The following is an 18586-nucleotide window of genomic DNA, read 5'->3' on the forward strand; positions in this document are numbered from 1 at the left end:
TCTGGCGCTGCCCATACCTCACTTGCAAGGCGCGCCTCCAGCCAAAGCATAGACAAACCGTCATCTCCAGGCCCGCCGGGGGAAAATCAATGATTTCAGCAAATGTTTTGCAAAAAATCACGGAACCTCAGGAACGTGCCTAAACTCCAAACTGCGCGGCTGGAACAATAACCGGCCCACTGGCGCCAGATCGGGCCAGACCCCTTGTCCATTGGTATGCACATAAAGAGAACAAAGCTATGAAACGGATTCTTCTCGGTACTCTCTTCACCGCTGTATCCATCAACGCCATGGCACAGGCGCCAGGCGGCCCGGATTGCGGTTGGGGCAACATGCTGTTCGAAGGTCAGCGTGGCACCCCGGCTCACTTCCTGGCATCCACCACCAACGGCACTTCCGGTAACGCAACCTTCGGTATGACCTCCGGTACCAACGGTTGCTCGACTAATGCGTCGCTGACCTATGGCGGCAAATCCTGGATTGCCATGAATGGCATGATGAACGAGCTGTCCGAAGACATGGCCAAAGGTAACGGCGAAGCGCTGACGACCTACGCTGTGGTACTGGGCGTAGCGCCGGAAGACCGTGCGCACTTCGCTGCCGTGACTCACGAGCACTTCCAGCAGATCTTCAGCAAGGCTGACGTGACCGCTGACGACGTGCATACCAACACCCTGGCCGTTCTGAAGAGCGATCCGCGTCTGGCCAAGTACGCGACTCAAGCTTAAGCTCGACCCGCCCGCTCCTTCCGGGGAGCGGGTTTTGTTTTTTTGGACCTGCCCCTCTTTCGGCCATACCGTCCAATTGTAGGAGCCGGCTTGCTGGCGATGGCATCACCGCGGTGATTCAGAAATACCGTGTCGATGCCATCGCCAGCAAGCCGGCTCCTACAACGACGTATCTTCCGTACTGGGTCTTTGTTTTTTTCGACTTAAGTTGCCCACTATGCTCAAACGCCTTGCCTGGCTGGCGCTCTGTGTCTGCGCCCCGCTGTCCGCCGCGCCACATGTCGACAATCAACGTTTGCAGCAACTGGCCAACGACCCCTTCTGGATTTCCCTGGGCCATTACGAAACCGCCAAGCTGGGCGGCTGGCGCAGCTATGTCAGCGACAGGAAGTTCTTTCTCGCACCCGACGGCAACGAACACCCCGACCGCGAACTGGCCGCCACCGTGCAGGCGCTGTACGCCCCGGCCAGTGCCGGCGAAAAACATGCGCAATGCGTCTATCCGGCACGCACCCGTTGGCTGAAGGCGCAGCTCAACCTGACTGATTTGCCGACGCTCGATTGCAGCGAATTCAAGCAATGGTTCAAGGATGTTTCGCCCCATAGTGCGGTGATGATTTTCCCGGCGGCTTATCTGAACAGTCCATCATCGATGTTCGGCCATACCTTGCTGCGCATTGACCAGGCCAATGTGCAGAGCGATCAAACCGCCCTGCTCAGTTATGCGATCAACTTCGGCGCGTACATCGAAGGCTCGGACAACAGCATCCTGTACGCCTGGAAAGGTTTGATGGGTGGCTATCCGGGTCTGTTTGCGCTGGTGCCGTATCAGGAAAAACTCTCGGAATACCGCAGCCTCGAGAACCGGGACCTGTGGGAGTACAGGCTGAACCTGACGCAGGCAGAAACCGAGCGCATGGTCGAGCACGTCTGGGAGTTGAAGCAGATCCAGTTCGACTATTTTTTCTTCGACGAAAACTGCTCTTATAGGCTGCTGGAATTGCTGCAAGTCGCCCGCCCGAGCCTGCGATTGACCGAACAGTTCCCGCTGACCGCGATCCCGACCGACACCGTCAAAGCAGTGAAGGAAGCCGGGCTGGTGGAATCCATTCAGTATCGGCCGTCCCGTGAACGAGAGCTGCTGAGCCGCGCCGAGCCGTTAACCCGCGACGAGCAGGACTGGGTGCTGAAAGTCAGCGCCGACCAGAAGCAATTGCAGACGCCTGCGTTCAAGGCCCAGCCCCGCGAGCGCCAGGCGCTGATCATCGATGCGGCCTACCGACTGGAGCGTTACCGCGCCAACGGTCAGGAACGCGATCCAGAGCAGGCGCAACGCAGTTTCGAACTGCTGCGCGCGATCAATCAGAACCCACCGCCTGAGCTGGCCATCCCGCAACCCGGCTTGCCCGAAGACGGACACGAATCCCGCACCTGGCAGGCCGGTATCGGCACCCGGGGTGACAAGGCGTTCGGCGAATATGGCCTGCGCATGGCTTATCACGACCTCAACGATAACGCCGAGAGCTTCCCGCTCGGTGCGCAGATCGAAATCCTGCAGATGAAACTGCGCCAGTACGAAGGCAATCACTGGCAGTTCCAGCAACTGGACCTGGCGACCATTCGCTCCCTGACGCCGCGCAATGAGCTGTTGCAGCCGTTGTCGTGGCAAGTCACGGGTGGTCTGGAGCGCGTACCGGGCAAGCATGACGATGAAACGCTGGTCAGCCACGTCAACGGTGGCGGCGGCGGCACCTGGCAACTGGGCGAAGACATGCTGGGCTTTGCACTGGGCACCGTGCGTGTCGAGCACAACAACGACTTTGCGGGCTTTATTGCTCCGGCGGCAGGTTTCAACAGTGGTCTGCTGTGGAAAAACCCGTTGGGCAACTTCAGCCTCGAAACCAAGGGCGATTTCTTCACCAATGGCGAAGTGCGCCGCAGCATGAGCCTGAATCAGCAGTGGGAATTGTCGCGCAACCTCGGTGTACGCCTGAGTGCCCAGCGCGAATTCAGCCACCTCGCCTCGCCCGAGAACGAGGTGATGCTTGAGGTGAAGTGGTATCACTATTAACGCAAGTTCCCCTGTAGGAGTGAGCCTGCTCGCGAAGGCGGAGTGTCAGTCGACATCAATGTTGACTAATCCACCGCATTCGCGAGCAGGCTCACTCCTACAGGGGATATCGTTGACCAACAGATTCATCACGCTCATTTCACAAGCGCCTCACGAATCCGGTCCTAGACTTTCCCTGTAAGCCGTCTAACGGCCCGGGAGTCCAAGATGTCGCGTTACGCAGGTGTGCTGGGGTTGTTGATGTTGATCGCGGGTTGCCAGACGACCCACGAGGAGTTGATCGCCAAAGGTTATCCACCGGCGTTCGCCGATGGTTTCGATGACGGTTGCAGCAGTGGCCGGCAAGCCGCGGGGGCAATCACCGGGGAATTTCGCAAGAACGTCCCGCGTTATCTCAAGGACAAGCAGTACGCCGAAGGCTGGAGCGACGGCTTTCGCCAGTGCCAGGCCATGCGCGAAAGCGAGGATCGCCAGGACTATCGCAGCCACCATTGGGACGACCGCGACAAAGCCTGGCAGCAACAGAAAGACCAGGATGCTGCCCGTGCCTATCGCTCGCAATGAGTCGCTGACAGACATCCCTCGAAACTAAAAGCCTGCAACCATGGCCCAAACCCTATAACGGGAGAAAACCATGAGTCGCGCTTTCGTCAATGAAGATAACGCCGCCGCGCAAGCCGATCAGCCCGTCGAACGGCAGATCAGCGCGCAGCCCAATTACGTCACGCCCGCCGGGCTTGCGCAGCTTCAGGCGAAAGTCGCCGAGGTGCAAAAACTGCTCAATGAACAAAGTGCCAAGGGTGAACTGGCGGACAAACAACGCCAGGCCGACCTTGAGCGTGACTGGCGGTATTTCAATCAACGCCTGCAAAGTGCTCAGCTAGTCGTCCCGGCTTCCTCGACGAACAAAGTGCAGATGGGCGCCTGGGTGACCTTTGCCGATGAACAGGGCAACGAACAACGCGTGCAGTTGGTGGGCGAGGATCAGGCGGATGCTGCGAGCGGGCTGATCAACTGGGGTTCGCCGCTGGGGCGGGCGTTGCTGGGCGCGCAGGTCGGGGATGAAGTTGTGTGGAAGCGGCCGGTGGGGGATTTGGTGATTGAGGTTCTGGGCATTGAGATCGGGTGATCAGGAGGACGCCTTCGCGGGCAAGCCTCGCTCCTACAATTTGGAATGCATTCCTCTGTAGGAGCGAGGCTTGCCCGCGAAGGCCGCGCCGCGTTTTAGCTGAATAACACCCATAAAAAAACGGAGCCCCGAAGGCTCCGTTTTTCATGCAACCCACCCGCTATCAGGCCAGTTTCTTGTGCCGTACACGATGCGGCTGAGTAGCGGCTTCGCCAAGGCGCTTGCGGCGATCGGCTTCGTACTCGGTGTAGTTACCTTCGAAGAACACCGCTTGCGAGTCGTCTTCGTACGCCAGGATGTGCGTCGCGACGCGGTCAAGGAACCACCGATCGTGAGAGATCACAATGGCGGCGCCCGGGAAGTCCAGCAGGGCTTCTTCCAGGGAACGCAGGGTTTCAACGTCGAGGTCGTTGGACGGTTCGTCGAGCAGCAGGACGTTGCCGCCCTCTTTCAGGGTCAGGGCCAGGTGCAAGCGACCGCGCTCACCACCGGACAGGTCCTTGACGAACTTCTGCTGGTCGCCGCCCTTGAAGTTGAAGCGACCGACGTAGGTGCGCGACGGGATCTCGTAGTTGCCGATGCGGATCTGATCGGAACCGTCGGAGATTTGCTGGAACACAGTCTTGCTGCCATCCAGGTCTTCGCGGCTCTGGTCGACGCACGCCAGTTGCACGGTTTCGCCGACTTCGATGCTGCCCGAATCCGGTGTTTCCTTGCCCATCAGCATGCGGAACAGGGTCGATTTACCGGCACCGTTACCGCCGATCACGCCAACGATGGCGCCTTTAGGCATGGAGAACGACAGGTTGTCGATCAGCACGCGATCGCCATAACCCTTGGAAACGTTCTTGAACTCGATGACCTTGTCACCCAGGCGCGGACCGGCCGGGATGTAGATCTCGTTGGTTTCGCTGCGCTTCTGGAATTCCTGCGATTGCATTTCTTCGAAGCGTTGCAGACGAGCCTTGGATTTGGACTGGCGGGCCTTGGCGCCTTTGCGCACCCACTCCAGTTCTTCCTTCATGGCTTTTTCGTGGGCCGACTGCGACTTGGATTCAGCCGCCAGACGATCGGACTTGGCTTCAAGCCAACCCGAATAGTTGCCCTCGTACGGGATACCGGCGCCGCGGTCGAGCTCGAGGATCCAGCCGGCGACGTTGTCCAGGAAGTACCGGTCGTGCGTGATCGCGACCACGGTGCCCGGGAAATCGTGCAGAAAGTGTTCCAGCCAGGCGACAGAATCGGCGTCCAAGTGGTTGGTCGGTTCGTCGAGCAGCAGCATGTCGGGGGCGGACAGCAGCAGACGGCACAGGGCCACACGACGCTTTTCACCACCGGAGAGGAATTCGACCTTGGCATCCCACGCTGGTAGACGCAGCGCATCGGCGGCGACTTCCAGTTGGCGATCCAGGTTGTGACCGTCGCTGGCTTGCAGGATGGCTTCGAGCTTGGCCTGTTCGGCGGCCAGCTTGTCGAAGTCGGCATCTTCCTCAGCGTAAGCGGCGTAGACCTCATCCAGGCGCGCTTGGGCGTTCTTGATCACGCTGACCGCTTCCTCGACCACTTCACGTACGGTCTTGGTCGGGTCCAGGATCGGTTCCTGTGGCAGGTAGCCGATGTTCAGCTCCGGCATCGGACGGGCTTCGCCCTCGAACTCGGTGTCGACGCCCGCCATGATTTTCAGCAGCGTGGACTTACCCGAACCGTTGAGGCCGAGTACGCCAATTTTGGCGCCGGGGAAGAAGGACAGCGAAATGTTTTTCAGGATTTCCCGCTTCGGCGGAACAACTTTGCCCAGCCGATGCATGGTGAATACGTATTGAGCCATGGAGAACCTTGGGTCAGTGACAGATGAATGATTGGAGCGCAGGCGAAGCCCGGCCAGACTGTGCGCGTCGTCCGATTGATGGTTATCAATGCGTGCGCGCTGAAAAAGTCTGATTCTAGGAGCTGGAACGCTCCCGCGTAACCGGCAAAGCTACCTTAATGACAGATGGCAGTCCAGCCGTGAGGGGCTGGCACTTCGCCACAACTCAAGGCATGCTAGCCGCCCTTCGGGCGTCCGGCTTATAGTGCACGTCGCGCCAGTCCAGCCAAACCGCAGGATTACAGTTTGTCTAATGTCTCTCCGCCATCGTCCGTGAGCGCAGCCAGTCCTGCGACCGGCTCGCCCCTGCGCGGATCCTTGAAGGGTGCGTTGGCGACGCTCGTGCTGTTGCTGCTCGCGCTGCTGTTCTGGCAGCTGCTGGATCAACTTCGCGAAACACAGAAACACCAGCGCCAATACACCATCGACTACACCGCCGACCTGGCCGCGCAAGTCAGCCTGAACATGGCGCTCAACGCCCAGATTGCCCTCAACCTGCTACCAATCGTCGAACAACCGCAAACTGCCGACGAACAGCAGGCGTTGCTGCGCAAGTTGCAACAGTCGCTGCCAGAACTGCGCAGCCTGGCGTTGCTCAGTCCTTCCGGCAAAGTCCTCAGCGACAGCGCCGCCGACAGCCAGGACGCCGACTACCTGAGCGAGCTGGTCCGGCGCAGCCGCGCTCAGGCCCACTATTTCAGCAATGCTGATGACGGTTCAGTGGTGCACCTGCTGCTGCATCAAGCCATTGGCAGCAGCCGTGGTTACTGGGCCCTGCGCCTGACGCCGACATTTTTCTCGTCACTGACCAAACCAAACGAAGCCGGCATCCGCCCGCTGTGGCTGGTGGAAAACCGGGTCAATCACCAGATCATCAGCCGCGATGAAGCGTCACCTTCGGTCAAACCGAGCGCGTTGTCCCCGGACGATCTGGCCAACAGCGTGCTGACGGTGCCCCTGAGCAGCAGCGACTGGCAGCTGCGCGGGCTGTTCGATCGCCAGCAAGTGCTCGAACAATTGTTGCCGGCGTTCATCGGCAAATGCCTGTTGGGCCTGGCCTTCTCCCTGTTGCCGTTCATCGCGCTGCTGAACATTCGCCGCCGTCAACGACAGTTGCATGAAGGCCGCCGGCGCTATCACGATATTTTCGAAGGCACCGGCGTTGCCCTTTGCGTACTTGACGTCTCGGGGCTCAAGACCTTCTTCGACAAGGCCCACCTGCACAACAGCGAGCAACTCAAGGCTTGGCTCGAAATACCGGAGCAGCGCGGGCAGCTGCTTTCGGAGCTGCGCATCACCGAGGTCAACCAGGTCGCCCTGCAACTGCTGAACGTCAACTCCTGCGATCAGGCCTGGAAACTGTTGATTGATGGCTCCCCGCTGGACGGCACTGCCATTGGCCACCAAGTGCTCGAAACCGTGCTCAACCAGCAGAAACAGCTTGAACTGGAAATCCAACTCCAGGATGCCAATGGCCGCGACCAGCACCTGTGGCTGGTGCTGCGCCTGCCGGAAGACCAGGACGACTACAAAGCGGTGATCCTGAGCATCACCGACATCACCAGCCGCAAACTCATCGAGCTGTCGCTGCTGGAACGCGAAGGATTCTGGTCCGACGTAGTGCGCACCGTGCCGGATCACCTGTACGTGCAGGACGTGATCAGCCAGCGAATGATCTTCAGCAACCATCACCTGGGCCAGACCCTCGGTTACAACCGCACCGAGCTGCAACAGATGGGCGAGTACTTCTGGGAAATCCTCCTGCACCCCGAAGACGCCGATTACTACCACCGCTCGCGCCAAACCCAGCGCCACGCGGGTTACACCCAATTGCTGCAATGCCAACTGCGTTTCCGTCATCGCGACGGCAAGTGGCGGCGCTTCGACATTCGCGAACAGGCTTTGGCGCGGGACAAACACGATCAGGTCACGCGGATCATCGGCGTGGCCAAGGACATCACCGAACAGATCGAAGCCAGTGAATCCCTGCGTGACAGCGAGCAGCGCTACCGGATGCTCGCCGAAAGCATCAGCGACGTGATTTTCTCCACCGACAGCAAGATGTCGCTCAATTACGTCAGCCCGTCGGTGCATGCCGTGCTGGGCTACGACGCCGAGTGGATCTTCCAGAACGGCTGGCAATCGACCATCGCCAACCCGCAGCAACTGACCGGCATTTACGGCCTGATGGACCGGGTCAGCAAAGCGCTGGATAAACCCGAGCAACTGGCGTTGTTGCGCAGCCAGGTGCAGACCCAACTGTTCCTGTTCGATTGCCTGCGGGCCGACGGGCGAAAGATCCCGATCGAGCTGCGGCTGGTGCTGGTCTGGGACGAGCACGGTGCATTCGAAGGCGTGCTCGGGGTTGGTCGCGACATCAGCCAGCAACGCCGGGCCGAGAAAGACCTGCGCATGGCCGCCACGGTATTCGAGCATTCGACCTCGGCGATCCTGATCACCGACCCGGCCGGCTACATCGTCCAGGCCAACGAAGCGTTCAGTCGCGTCAGCGGTTATGCCGTGGAGCAGGTGCTGGACCAGTTGCCGAACATGCTGACCGTCGACGAGCAGCAGGAAGCCCATCTGCGTTATGTGCTCAAGCAACTGCATGAGAACAGCACCTGGGAGGGCGAAGTCTGGCTCAAGCGGCGCAATGGCGAGCATTACCCGGCCTGGGTCGGCATCACCGCGGTGCTCGACGATGAAGGTGATCTGGCCAGTTACGTGTGCTTCTTCAGCGACATCAGCGAGCGCAAGGCCAGCGAACAGCGGATTCACCGCCTCGCCTACTACGACGCCCTGACCCACCTGCCCAACCGCACGCTGTTCCAGGACCGTCTGCACACCGCGCTGCAATCGGCCGAGCGGCAGAAGTCCTGGGTGGTGCTGATGTTCCTCGACCTCGACCGTTTCAAACCGATCAACGACTCCCTCGGCCATGCCGCCGGCGACCGCATGCTCAAGGAAATGGCCACGCGCCTGCTCGGTTGCGTCGACGATGACGACACCGTGGCGCGCATGGGCGGCGATGAATTCACCTTGCTGCTGCAACCGCGGGTCAACCGTGAAATCGCCTTGAACCGGGCGATTCATGTGGCCGAGCAGATCCTCGCCAGCCTGGTGAAACCGTTCGTGCTGGAAGGCCGGGAGTTCTTCGTCACCGCCAGTATCGGTATCGCCCTGAGCCCGCAGGATGGCAACGAGCTCAGTCAACTGATGAAGAACGCCGACACCGCGATGTACCACGCCAAGGAGCGCGGCAAGAACAACTTCCAGTTTTATCAGGCGGACATGAACGCCAGCGCCCTGGAGCGCCTGGAGCTGGAAAGCGACTTGCGGCATGCCTTGGAGCAAGACGAATTTGTGCTGTATTACCAGCCGCAGTTCAGCGGCGATGGCAAACGCCTGACAGGTGCCGAAGCCTTGCTGCGTTGGCGCCATCCGCGACGCGGTCTGGTGCCGCCGGGAGACTTCATTCCGGTGCTCGAAGAGCTCGGTCTGGTGGTGGATGTCGGCGACTGGGTGATCAGTGAAGCCTGCCGTCAGCTCAAGACCTGGCATCAGGCCAAGGTGCGGGTGCCGAAGGTGTCGGTGAACATTTCGGCCCGGCAGTTCTCCGACGGCCAGCTCGGCACGCGGATCGCTAACATCCTCAAGGAAACCGGCCTGCCGCCGGCATGCCTGGAGCTGGAACTGACCGAAAGTATCCTGATGCGTGAAGTCAGCGAAGCGATGCAGATTCTCGCCGGGCTGAAAAATCTCGGCCTGAGCATCGCGGTTGACGACTTCGGCACCGGTTATTCATCGCTCAACTACCTCAAGCAATTCCCGATCGACGTGCTGAAAATCGACCGCACCTTCGTTGATGGCCTGCCGTCGGGTGAACAGGATGCGCAGATTGCCCGGGCGATCATCGCCATGGCCCACAGCCTCAATCTGGCGGTGATCGCCGAGGGCGTGGAAACCCACGAGCAACTCGACTTCCTGCGTGAGCATGGCTGCGATGAGGTTCAGGGGTATCTGTTCGGGCGGCCGATGCCGGCGAGCCGGTTTGAGGCGCAGTTCAGCAATGATGCGCTGTTCATGTTCGACTGATCGGAGCTGTTGGCTCCAATCAATCGAACATGAAAAGAGCTGCAAGCTTCAAGTGGCAAGCTACAAGTAAGAGCAAATCGGCTTTTGCTTGCCGCTTGGGGCTTGCTGCTTGAAGCCCGCTTATCCACAACCTGACTGCGTTTCATATCCCTTCTAAAAGCGGTTGGGTTAGAATGCCCCCCTTTTCTGCCCCCGATCCTTGAGGACCGCCATGTTCAGCCGTGATTTGACTATTGCCAAGTACGACGCCGATCTTTTTGCCGCCATGGAGCAAGAAGCTCAGCGCCAGGAAGAACACATCGAGCTGATCGCTTCGGAAAACTACACCAGCCCAGCGGTGATGGAAGCTCAAGGCTCGGTACTGACCAACAAGTACGCCGAAGGCTACCCGGGCAAGCGCTACTACGGTGGTTGCGAGTTCGTCGACATCGTTGAGCAACTGGCCATCGACCGTGCAAAAGAACTGTTCGGCGCCGATTACGCCAACGTTCAGCCGCACGCTGGTTCGCAAGCCAACAGCGCCGTGTACCTGGCCCTGCTGCAAGCGGGCGACACCATCCTGGGCATGAGCCTGGCCCACGGTGGTCACCTGACCCACGGTGCCAGTGTTTCCTCCTCCGGCAAGCTGTACAACGCCGTTCAGTACGGCATCGACGCCAATGGCCTGATCGACTACGACGAAGTCGAGCGCCTGGCCGTTGAACACAAGCCGAAAATGATCGTGGCCGGTTTCTCTGCCTACTCGCAGATCCTCGACTTCCCGCGCTTCCGCGAAATCGCTGACAAAGTTGGCGCCTACTTGTTCGTCGACATGGCTCACGTGGCCGGTCTGGTCGCCGCTGGCGTCTACCCGAACCCGGTGCCTTTCGCTGACGTCGTGACCACCACCACGCACAAGACCCTGCGCGGTCCACGTGGCGGCCTGATCCTGGCTCGCGCCAACGCCGACATCGAGAAGAAGCTGAACTCCGCCGTATTCCCGGGCGCCCAGGGTGGCCCGCTGGAGCACGTGATCGCCGCCAAAGCGATCTGCTTCAAAGAAGCGTTGCAGCCTGAGTTCAAGACTTACCAGCAACAAGTGGTGAAGAACGCCAAGGCCATGGCCGGCGTGTTCATCGAGCGCGGTTTCGACGTGGTATCGGGCGGTACTGAAAACCACCTGTTCCTGCTGTCGCTGATCAAGCAGGAAATCTCCGGTAAAGACGCTGACGCCGCTCTGGGCAAAGCGTTCATCACCGTGAACAAGAACTCCGTGCCAAACGATCCACGCTCCCCGTTCGTCACCTCCGGCCTGCGCTTCGGTACTCCGGCTGTGACCACTCGCGGCTTCAAGGAAGCTGAGTGCAAAGAGCTGGCCGGCTGGATCTGCGACATCCTGGCGGACCTGAACAACGAAGCGGTGATCGACGCCGTTCGTGAGAAGGTCAAGGCCATCTGCAAGAAGCTGCCGGTGTACGGCGCTTAATTGCACCGCTGAACCGCAGCACTGAAAAACCGGCCACGTGATGGCCGGTTTTTTTTCGTCTGGATTATTTTCAAAGGACGAAAAGGCTCAAGGTCGGGCTATTGCGCTCAACTGGTAAGACCGGTCATGCCAATTCCACAATTTCCGCTTGCGATCACCCAAAAACAGCGCCTAGACTGCGCCTGCACTGGACATACCGGTAAGACCACAATAATTAAGTCCTTAATCTGATGCGCCCACTCAAGCGCACGGCAGCCAGGACACCGACCAGGATTCCTCCCATGCTCAGATGGTGCTCGCGTTCAATCTTCCTCCAAGTGGTTCTCGGACTGGTGCTCGGCATCGTCTGCGGGCTGACCCTTCCTGAATACTCTGCCCAGCTCAAACCGCTCGGCGACGGCTTCATCAAACTGATCAAGATGCTCATCGGCCTGATCGTGTTCTGCGTAGTGGTCAGCGGCATCAGCGGTGCCGGAGATTTGAAGAAAGTCGGCCGCATCGGCCTGAAATCGGTGATTTACTTCGAGATCCTGACCACCATCGCCCTGGTAATTGGCCTGGTGCTCGCCTTCACCACCGGGATCGGCAGCGGTGCGAACATTCATCTGGATCAGCTTTCCGCTGCCGACATGGGCGACATCGCCCAGCGTGGTCAGCACATGCAAACCACCTCCCAGTTCCTGATGAACCTGATCCCGACCTCGGTGATCGGCGCCTTCGCGGAGAACAATATTCTGCAAGTGCTGCTGTTTTCGGTGCTGTTCGGCAGCGCGCTGAACCTGGTGGGCGAGGCGGCCTCCGGTATCTCACGGTTGATTAACGAACTCAGCCACGTGATCTTCCGCATCATGGGCATGATCGTGCGCCTGGCGCCGATCGGCGTATTCGGAGCCATTGCCTTCACCACCAGCAAATATGGCCTGGATTCGCTGCAGCACCTGGGCAGCCTGGTCGGCCTGTTTTATCTGACCTGTGTGGCGTTTGTGACATTGATTCTCGGCCTGGTGATGCGCCTTTCGGGCCTGAAGATGTGGCCGTTGCTCAAGTACCTGCGCGAAGAACTGCTGATCGTCATGGGCACCGCCTCCTCCGACGCTGTGCTGCCACAAATCATGCGCAAGCTTGAGCATCTGGGCATCGGCAGTTCGACGGTCGGGCTGGTCATTCCTACCGGCTACTCGTTCAACCTCGACGGTTTCTCGATCTACCTGACCCTCGCCATCGTCTTCATCGCCAATGCCACCGGCACGCCGCTGGCCATGACCGACCTGCTGACGATTCTGCTGGTGTCGCTGATCACCTCCAAAGGCGCTCACGGGATTCCCGGCTCGGCGCTGGTGATTCTGGCGGCGACACTCACGGCGATCCCGGCGATTCCGGTGGTGGGCCTGGTGCTAGTGCTGGCGGTGGACTGGTTCATGGGCATCGGCCGGGCGCTGACCAACCTGATCGGCAACTGCGTCGCTACCGTGGCCATCGCCCGCTGGGAGAAGGACATCGATATTCAACGGGCGAACAAAGTGCTTTCCGGCCAGGTGGGTTATACCTTCCAGGCAAGAAAACCGGTTGCCCCGGCGCATCAGCAGGAATTTTGAATCATCGCCGTGCCTGCCTGCGGGCAGGCACGGCCATCAATCGTTTTGGATGCTCATGGAGCGAACAGTGATTACCTCGTCGACCGTTGTGAACTCAGTCGTAGAAAAACTCCGGGCCGCTTTGGCCCGTGGTCAGTGGCGCTCCGGCGAAATGCTGCCGGGGCAGCGTGAACTGGCGGAACAACTGGGCATCAGCCGCCCGAGCCTGCGTGAAGCCGTCATCGTGCTCGAAACCCTTGGGCTGGTGCGCTCCATGCCGGGTAAAGGCGTGGTGGTGCTGGAGGCCAATCTCAGCGACAGCCAAAGCCACGACAGCGCAGTCGCCGGCGCCAGCCTGGAAGACGTGCTGCAACTGCGCTACACCCTCGAGCCGTTCATCGTCGGCCTGGTCGCGCAATCGATCAGCAGCAAGGAAGTCGGGCAACTGCGCCTGACCCTGATGGACATGCGCGAAGCGCTGGAGGCCAACGACAGCGAGGCCGGGGCGAATGCCTACATCGCCTTCCACGAAGAGCTGTTCACCCTGACCTCAAACCCGATCTTCCAGAGCGTGGTGCAGCAGACCAGCAATGCCCTGAAGCAAAGCGCCGAGGTGCTGCGCAACTCCCCCGAGCATCTGGCCGAACGTCTCGAAGAGAACGAAGCCGTGGTGCGGGCGATCCGCAGCAAAAACAGCGCCCAGGCCAGCGCCGAGATGCGCCGGCACATCCTTCGGGAAGGCCAGCGGATGGGCATCGAATTGAATATCCCGGACGACAACCTCGGCAGCTAAAACTTCTTCGAACCGGAGACAGGCCATGAATAGCTTCGCCTCACCGCAAACACTCACTGCCCTGCCCTTTCCACCGCTGGCGGACGATCTCTATTCGCGGATCTTCGACGCCATTCTCGAACAGCGCATTGATGCGACCAGTCGCTTTACCGAGGAAAGCCTGGCGCAGATGTTCAGCGTTCGTCGCAGTGAGATTCGTGGCGTGCTGACGCGCCTGTCCCATCAGCAGATCATCGTCCTTCGGGCGAACCATCGGCCCCGCGTTGCCGCGCTTGATGCCGAGCAGACACGGCAAACGTTACATGCCCGACGGCTGACGGAGATCACGCTGGTGCGTCTGGCGTGCCGACAACCCCGTGCGCGAGACTTGACTCGCTTGCATGCCCTGATCGATCGCGAGCGCAGCTGTACCGGCCGTGGACCGGCGATTCGATTGTCAGGGGAGTTTCATTTGCAGTTGGCGGAAATGGCGGGGAATGCACCGTTGGCGCATTTTCTTGGCAGTCTGGTGCCGCTGACTTCGCTGGCGATTGCGCAGTTTGATGCGCAGGTGGAGGGTTATTGCGGGTGGCAGGTGCATGAGGACATTGTGAATGCAGTGGAGCGTAGGGATGCAGTGACTGCCGAGGCATTGTTGAGCCGGCATCTGGATCATTTGGAGGCGGTACTGCTGAACTCACAACCGATACCCCGCCAGAATCGTGTTGCTGGTTAGATCGCTTTCGCGGGCAAGCCTCGCTCCTACAAGTAATTCATAGCCCTTGTAGGAGCGAGGCTTGCCCGCGAAGGCGTCATCACCGATGAACACACTCTTTCAATCCGCTGCCACCCGCGCAAACCCCTCACGAATCTTCTCTTCCGGCAAATCATCGGCAATAAACACGATCACGCTTTCACGCGTTTCATCGTCCGCCCATTCGGTATCCCAGTCGAACCCATATAGCTTCAGCACCCCCTGAAACACCATCCGCCGCGGCTCACCGAGAATGCTCAACACACCCTTGTAGCGCAGTAATTGCTTGCCATGGTCTTCCAGCAATTCGTTCATGAACTCGCTGAGCTTGTCGATATCCAGCGGCTTGTCGGTGCGCAGCACCAGGCTGGAAATGCGGTCGATGGAGGGCGCTTTGCTCACCGGGCGCAGGCTCACGCCGCCGAGGTCGGCATTCAGGTTGAAACCGCGTACGTCGAGCAGTTCGGCCAGGTCGATCTTGCCGTGTTCGACCACGCGAATCGGCGCGCGACGGTTGATGCGGGTCAGGCGTTCGCTCAACGCGGTAAACGTCGGCTCGTCCACCAGATCGCGTTTGCTCACCAGCAAACGGTCGGCAAAACCGATTTGTGCCTGGGCGATGGTCTGGGTCAGGTGAGTGTCGGCGTGCGCCGCGTCTACCAGGGTGATGATGCCGTCGAGGATGTAACGCTCGCGCAGCTCTTCATCGATGAAAAAAGTCTGCGCCACTGGCGCCGGGTCGGCCAGGCCAGTGCATTCAATGACCAGACGATCAAAGGCGATTTCGCCGCTGTCCAGGCGTTCGAGCAGCAGGTACAAGGCCTTGGTCAGGTCGGTGTGGATGGTGCAGCAGACGCAGCCGTTGGACAGCGTCATCACTTGCACGGGTTCGTCGCCCAATAGCTGGGTGTCGATACCGGCATCACTGAATTCGTTCTCGATTACGGCGATTTTCAGACCGTGTTCGGCTTTGAGCAGGTGGCGCAGCAGCGTGGTCTTGCCCGCGCCGAGAAAGCCGCTGAGGATCGTGACTGGGATGGGAGAGGACAACTGGAATCTCCTGTTTCACAAAATTAAAGTATCAACACAAAATAAATGTGGGAGCTAGCCTGCTAGCGATGGCGGACCGTCAATCAACAGTGATGTTGAATGTTCAGCCGTCATCGCCAGCAGGCTAGCTCCCACACGAATTGCTGTTAACCCGACAACCGGGTCAACAGCACTTCGGCCCACCCTTGCCACCGTAACGAGCCTCTTGGCGTTCCCGGAAGAACATCTCGTAGCTCATCACCGGTTTGTCCGGGTGTTTGGTTTGCATATGCTCGACGTAGTTGTCGTAGTCGGGCATGCCGACCATCAGGCGCGCGGCCTGACCGAGGTATTTACCGAGGCGACTCAGGTCATTGAACATGGTGCATTCCTCGATTACGCATCCGGCAGTACCTGGAACGGTGCTTCTTTATCCGTACGCTCTTTGCTGCCCCAGGCGGAAATACCGACCTTGAGCGCATAGAACAAGATGCTGAAGACCACGAACAGGAACAGCGCAGTGAGCGTTGCGTTGGTGTAGGCGTTGAAGATCACGTGTTGCATCTGAGTGATGTCCTTGGCCGGGGCGAGGATCTGACCGTTGGCCAGGGCATCGCTGTATTTTTTCGCCAGCGACAGGAAGCCGATCGCCGGGTTGGCGTCGAACAGCTTGATGAAGCCTGCGGTGGTAGTGCAGATCAGCAGCCACACGGCTGGCAGCATGGTCACCCAAACGTAGCGCTGGCGTTTCATTTTGATCAGCACAACGGTGCCGAGCATCAGCGCGATACCGGCCAGCATCTGGTTGGAGATACCGAACAACGGCCACAAGGTGTTGATGCCGCCCAGTGGATCGATCACGCCCTGGTACAGCAACCAGCCCCACATCGCCACGCAACCGGCGGTTGCGATCAGGTTGGCGGTCCAGGACTCGGTGCGTTTCAGCGCCGGCACGAAGGAACCGAGCAAGTCCTGCAGCATGAATCGGCCGGCACGGGTACCGGCGTCGACTGCGGTCAGGATGAACAGCGCTTCGAACAGGATCGCGAAGTGGTACCAGAACGCCATGGTGTTTTCACCCGGCAGGACACTGTGCAGGATCTGCGCGATACCGACCGCGAGGGTCGGCGCACCGCCAGCACGGGCCAGGATGGTGGTTTCACCGATGTCCTTGGCCACCGCTTGCAACGCTTCCGGAGTGATTGCAAACCCCCAGCTGGTAACAGTTTGGGCCACAGCCACCACGTCACCGCCGACGACTGCCGCCGGGCTGTTCATGGCGAAGTACACGCCCGGCTCGATCACCGAAGCCGCGACCATCGCCATGATGGCCACGAAGGACTCCATCAGCATGCCGCCGTAACCGATGTAACGGGCGTTGACTTCGTTATCCAGCAGCTTCGGCGTGGTGCCGGAGGAGATCAGTGCGTGAAAACCGGAGACCGCGCCACAGGCGATGGTGATAAACAGGAACGGAAACAAACCGCCCTTCCACACCGGCCCGGTGCCGTCGATGAACTGAGTGAGTGCCGGCATTTTCAGCTCGGGCATGGTGATCAGAATGCCGATCGCCAAGGCCACGATGGTGCCGATTTTCAGGAACGTCGACAGGTAGTCACGCGGTGCCAGAATCAGCCAGACCGGTAACGAGGCAGCCACGAAACCGTAACCGACCAGCATCCACGTAATCTGCACGCCAGTGAAGGTGAACGCCTTGGCCCAGACCGGATCGGCAGCAATCTGCCCACCCAGCCAGATCGAACCCAGCAGCAGCAACACGCCGACCACGGAGATTTCACCGATGCGGCCCGGGCGGATGTAGCGCATGTAGATGCCCATGAACATCGCGATCGGAATGGTCGCCATTACCGTGAAAATCCCCCACGGGCTCTCGGCCAGGGCTTTCACGACGATCAGCGCCAGCACCGCGAGGATGATGATCATGATCAGGAAGCAGCCAAACAGCGCGATGGTGCCGGGGATGCGGCCCATTTCTTCACGGACCATGTCGCCCAGGGAACGACCGTTGCGGCGGGTGGACATGAACAGGACCATAAAGTCCTGAACCGCACCGGCCAGCACCACGCCGGCAATCAGCCACAACGTACCGGGCAAATAGCCCATCTGCGCCGCCAATACCGGACCGACCAGCGGCCCCGCGCCTGCGATGGCGGCGAAGTGGTGACCGAAGAGGATATGTTTGTTGGTCGGCACGTAGTCCAGACCGTCATTGTTGATCACGGCGGGGGTGGCCCGTCGCGGGTCAAGTTGCATCACATTGTTGGCGATGAACAGACTGTAATAGCGGTAGGCAACCAGATAAATGGCCACGGCCGCGACCACAATCCACAAGGCGTTGATCGCCTCACCTCGGCGCAATGCCACGACACCAAGGGCGCACGCTCCTACGATTGCCAGCAGCAGCCAAGGTATATGGCGTAGCAGGCTATTATTATTTTTCATTTTATGATTCCAGCCAGGGTGGACAAGAAAGACAGCCACCCCGAGTTTAGCTCGCCTGACGGCAAAGGCCATACCCCAACATTGGTCTAGAGGCCTGACCTGACTGGCAGGCTTTAACCATGCGGGTCTATAGTCAGCGAACATCTAGAGGATTGCGCCATGAGCGAACACCCAGCCGATCGCCGCCGCTTCAAACGTATTGCGTTCGATGCCCGAACCGAACTGAGCCAAGGGGAATTCATCTGGCCAGTGAAGTTGATCGACCTGTCACTCAAGGGGCTGCTGATCGAAAAGCCCGAGCCGTGGCTGGGCAATCCGGATTGGCATTTTCTGGTCGATATTCATCTTACTGAGGACGTCGAGATCAAGATGGATGTGATGCTGACCCACGATGATCATGGCCAGCTCGGGTTTGTTTGCAAGCACATCAGCCTGGAATCCATCGAGCGCCTGCGGCGGTTGATCGAATTCAACCTGGGCGATCCCGAGGAGCTGGAGCGCGAATTGGGCGCCCTGATCGAAATCTGACAGCCCGACACTAATCCCTGTAGGAGTGAGCCTGCTCGCGATAGCGGTTTATCATTCAACAATGATGTTGACTGATCGTCCGCCATCGCGAGCAGGCTCACTCCCACAGGG

Annotated in this window: 14 protein-coding genes; 10 read left to right on the forward strand and 4 right to left on the reverse strand. The window is 59.6% G+C overall.

Annotated features, from left to right (window positions below):
* The first annotated feature begins 239 nt into the window (after positions 1 to 239).
* The 4 genes from ACYZTY_RS24275 to ACYZTY_RS24290 all read left to right on the forward strand — a co-directional run bounded on the left by ACYZTY_RS24275 (position 240) and on the right by ACYZTY_RS24290 (position 3928).
* Positions 240 to 728 carry a DUF3015 domain-containing protein gene (locus ACYZTY_RS24275; RefSeq protein WP_461955788.1) on the forward strand — a complete coding sequence of 163 codons (489 nt, stop codon included), beginning with the start codon at positions 240 to 242 and terminating at the stop codon, positions 726 to 728.
* A gap of 217 nt (positions 729 to 945) precedes the next feature.
* Positions 946 to 2799 (forward strand): Lnb N-terminal periplasmic domain-containing protein, encoded by a 1854-nt coding sequence (locus tag ACYZTY_RS24280; RefSeq protein ID WP_461955789.1) that lies wholly within the window; start codon positions 946 to 948, stop codon positions 2797 to 2799.
* Positions 2800 to 3006: 207 nt separating this feature from the next.
* Positions 3007 to 3363: a hypothetical protein gene (locus ACYZTY_RS24285; RefSeq protein ID WP_461955790.1), complete on the forward strand. Its 357-nt coding sequence runs from the start codon at positions 3007 to 3009 to the stop codon at positions 3361 to 3363.
* A 70-nt stretch (positions 3364 to 3433) separates the two neighbouring features.
* Positions 3434 to 3928, forward strand: coding sequence for a GreA/GreB family elongation factor (locus tag ACYZTY_RS24290; RefSeq protein ID WP_461955791.1), 495 nt, complete (start codon positions 3434 to 3436; stop codon positions 3926 to 3928).
* A gap of 163 nt (positions 3929 to 4091) precedes the next feature.
* Here the strand turns inward: ACYZTY_RS24290 and ettA are convergent, their stop codons facing one another.
* Positions 4092 to 5756: an energy-dependent translational throttle protein EttA gene (gene ettA, locus ACYZTY_RS24295; protein ID WP_461955792.1), complete on the reverse strand. Its 1665-nt coding sequence runs from the start codon at positions 5754 to 5756 to the stop codon at positions 4092 to 4094.
* 285 nt (positions 5757 to 6041) lie between these two features.
* On the opposite strand from ettA, the gene ACYZTY_RS24300 reads away from it, so the two are divergent.
* The 5 genes from ACYZTY_RS24300 (at position 6042) to ACYZTY_RS24320 (ending at position 14437) form a co-directional block, all read left to right on the forward strand.
* The gene (locus ACYZTY_RS24300; protein ID WP_461955793.1) at positions 6042 to 9890 is read left to right on the forward strand and encodes a sensor domain-containing protein; all 3849 of its coding nucleotides are present in this window, start codon (positions 6042 to 6044) and stop codon (positions 9888 to 9890) included.
* Positions 9891 to 10101: 211 nt separating this feature from the next.
* Positions 10102 to 11355: a serine hydroxymethyltransferase gene (gene glyA / locus ACYZTY_RS24305; protein ID WP_092277784.1), complete on the forward strand. Its 1254-nt coding sequence runs from the start codon at positions 10102 to 10104 to the stop codon at positions 11353 to 11355.
* Positions 11356 to 11636: 281 nt separating this feature from the next.
* Positions 11637 to 12950 (forward strand): C4-dicarboxylate transporter DctA, encoded by a 1314-nt coding sequence (locus ACYZTY_RS24310; protein ID WP_461955794.1) that lies wholly within the window; start codon positions 11637 to 11639, stop codon positions 12948 to 12950.
* 67 nt (positions 12951 to 13017) lie between these two features.
* Positions 13018 to 13722: a FadR/GntR family transcriptional regulator gene (locus tag ACYZTY_RS24315; RefSeq protein ID WP_461955795.1), complete on the forward strand. Its 705-nt coding sequence runs from the start codon at positions 13018 to 13020 to the stop codon at positions 13720 to 13722.
* Positions 13723 to 13747: 25 nt separating this feature from the next.
* Positions 13748 to 14437 (forward strand): GntR family transcriptional regulator, encoded by a 690-nt coding sequence (locus ACYZTY_RS24320; RefSeq protein ID WP_461955796.1) that lies wholly within the window; start codon positions 13748 to 13750, stop codon positions 14435 to 14437.
* Between the two features lie 99 nt (positions 14438 to 14536).
* Here the strand turns inward: ACYZTY_RS24320 and yjiA are convergent, their stop codons facing one another.
* The 3 genes from yjiA to ACYZTY_RS24335 all read right to left on the reverse strand — a co-directional run bounded on the left by yjiA (position 14537) and on the right by ACYZTY_RS24335 (position 17947).
* Positions 14537 to 15505, reverse strand: coding sequence for a GTPase (gene yjiA / locus ACYZTY_RS24325; RefSeq protein WP_461955797.1), 969 nt, complete (start codon positions 15503 to 15505; stop codon positions 14537 to 14539).
* 163 nt (positions 15506 to 15668) lie between these two features.
* Positions 15669 to 15866 (reverse strand): YbdD/YjiX family protein, encoded by a 198-nt coding sequence (locus ACYZTY_RS24330; protein WP_007895266.1) that lies wholly within the window; start codon positions 15864 to 15866, stop codon positions 15669 to 15671.
* A gap of 14 nt (positions 15867 to 15880) precedes the next feature.
* The gene (locus ACYZTY_RS24335; protein WP_461955798.1) at positions 15881 to 17947 is read right to left on the reverse strand and encodes a carbon starvation CstA family protein; all 2067 of its coding nucleotides are present in this window, start codon (positions 17945 to 17947) and stop codon (positions 15881 to 15883) included.
* A 159-nt stretch (positions 17948 to 18106) separates the two neighbouring features.
* Here ACYZTY_RS24335 and ACYZTY_RS24340 point away from each other — a divergent pair, with 159 nt between their 5' ends.
* Positions 18107 to 18475 (forward strand): PilZ domain-containing protein, encoded by a 369-nt coding sequence (locus ACYZTY_RS24340; protein WP_461955799.1) that lies wholly within the window; start codon positions 18107 to 18109, stop codon positions 18473 to 18475.
* Positions 18476 to 18586: the final 111 nt, after the last annotated feature.

This window comes from Pseudomonas sp. LB1P83 (assembly GCF_054897885.1).

Excerpts from the sequence above, each read along its gene's own strand:
- ACYZTY_RS24275 (WP_461955788.1), top strand. The coding sequence starts at position 240 with ATGAAACGGATTCTTCTCGGTACTCTCTTCACCGCTGTATCCATCAAC.
- ACYZTY_RS24280 (WP_461955789.1), top strand. The coding sequence starts at position 946 with ATGCTCAAACGCCTTGCCTGGCTGGCGCTCTGTGTCTGCGCCCCGCTG.
- ACYZTY_RS24285 (WP_461955790.1), top strand. The coding sequence starts at position 3,007 with ATGTCGCGTTACGCAGGTGTGCTGGGGTTGTTGATGTTGATCGCGGGT.
- ACYZTY_RS24290 (WP_461955791.1), top strand. The coding sequence starts at position 3,434 with ATGAGTCGCGCTTTCGTCAATGAAGATAACGCCGCCGCGCAAGCCGAT.
- ettA (WP_461955792.1), bottom strand. The coding sequence starts at position 5,756 with ATGGCTCAATACGTATTCACCATGCATCGGCTGGGCAAAGTTGTTCCG.
- glyA (WP_092277784.1), top strand. The coding sequence starts at position 10,102 with ATGTTCAGCCGTGATTTGACTATTGCCAAGTACGACGCCGATCTTTTT.
- ACYZTY_RS24310 (WP_461955794.1), top strand. The coding sequence starts at position 11,637 with ATGCTCAGATGGTGCTCGCGTTCAATCTTCCTCCAAGTGGTTCTCGGA.
- ACYZTY_RS24320 (WP_461955796.1), top strand. The coding sequence starts at position 13,748 with ATGAATAGCTTCGCCTCACCGCAAACACTCACTGCCCTGCCCTTTCCA.
- ACYZTY_RS24330 (WP_007895266.1), bottom strand. The coding sequence starts at position 15,866 with ATGTTCAATGACCTGAGTCGCCTCGGTAAATACCTCGGTCAGGCCGCG.
- ACYZTY_RS24335 (WP_461955798.1), bottom strand. The coding sequence starts at position 17,947 with ATGAAAAATAATAATAGCCTGCTACGCCATATACCTTGGCTGCTGCTG.
- ACYZTY_RS24340 (WP_461955799.1), top strand. The coding sequence starts at position 18,107 with ATGAGCGAACACCCAGCCGATCGCCGCCGCTTCAAACGTATTGCGTTC.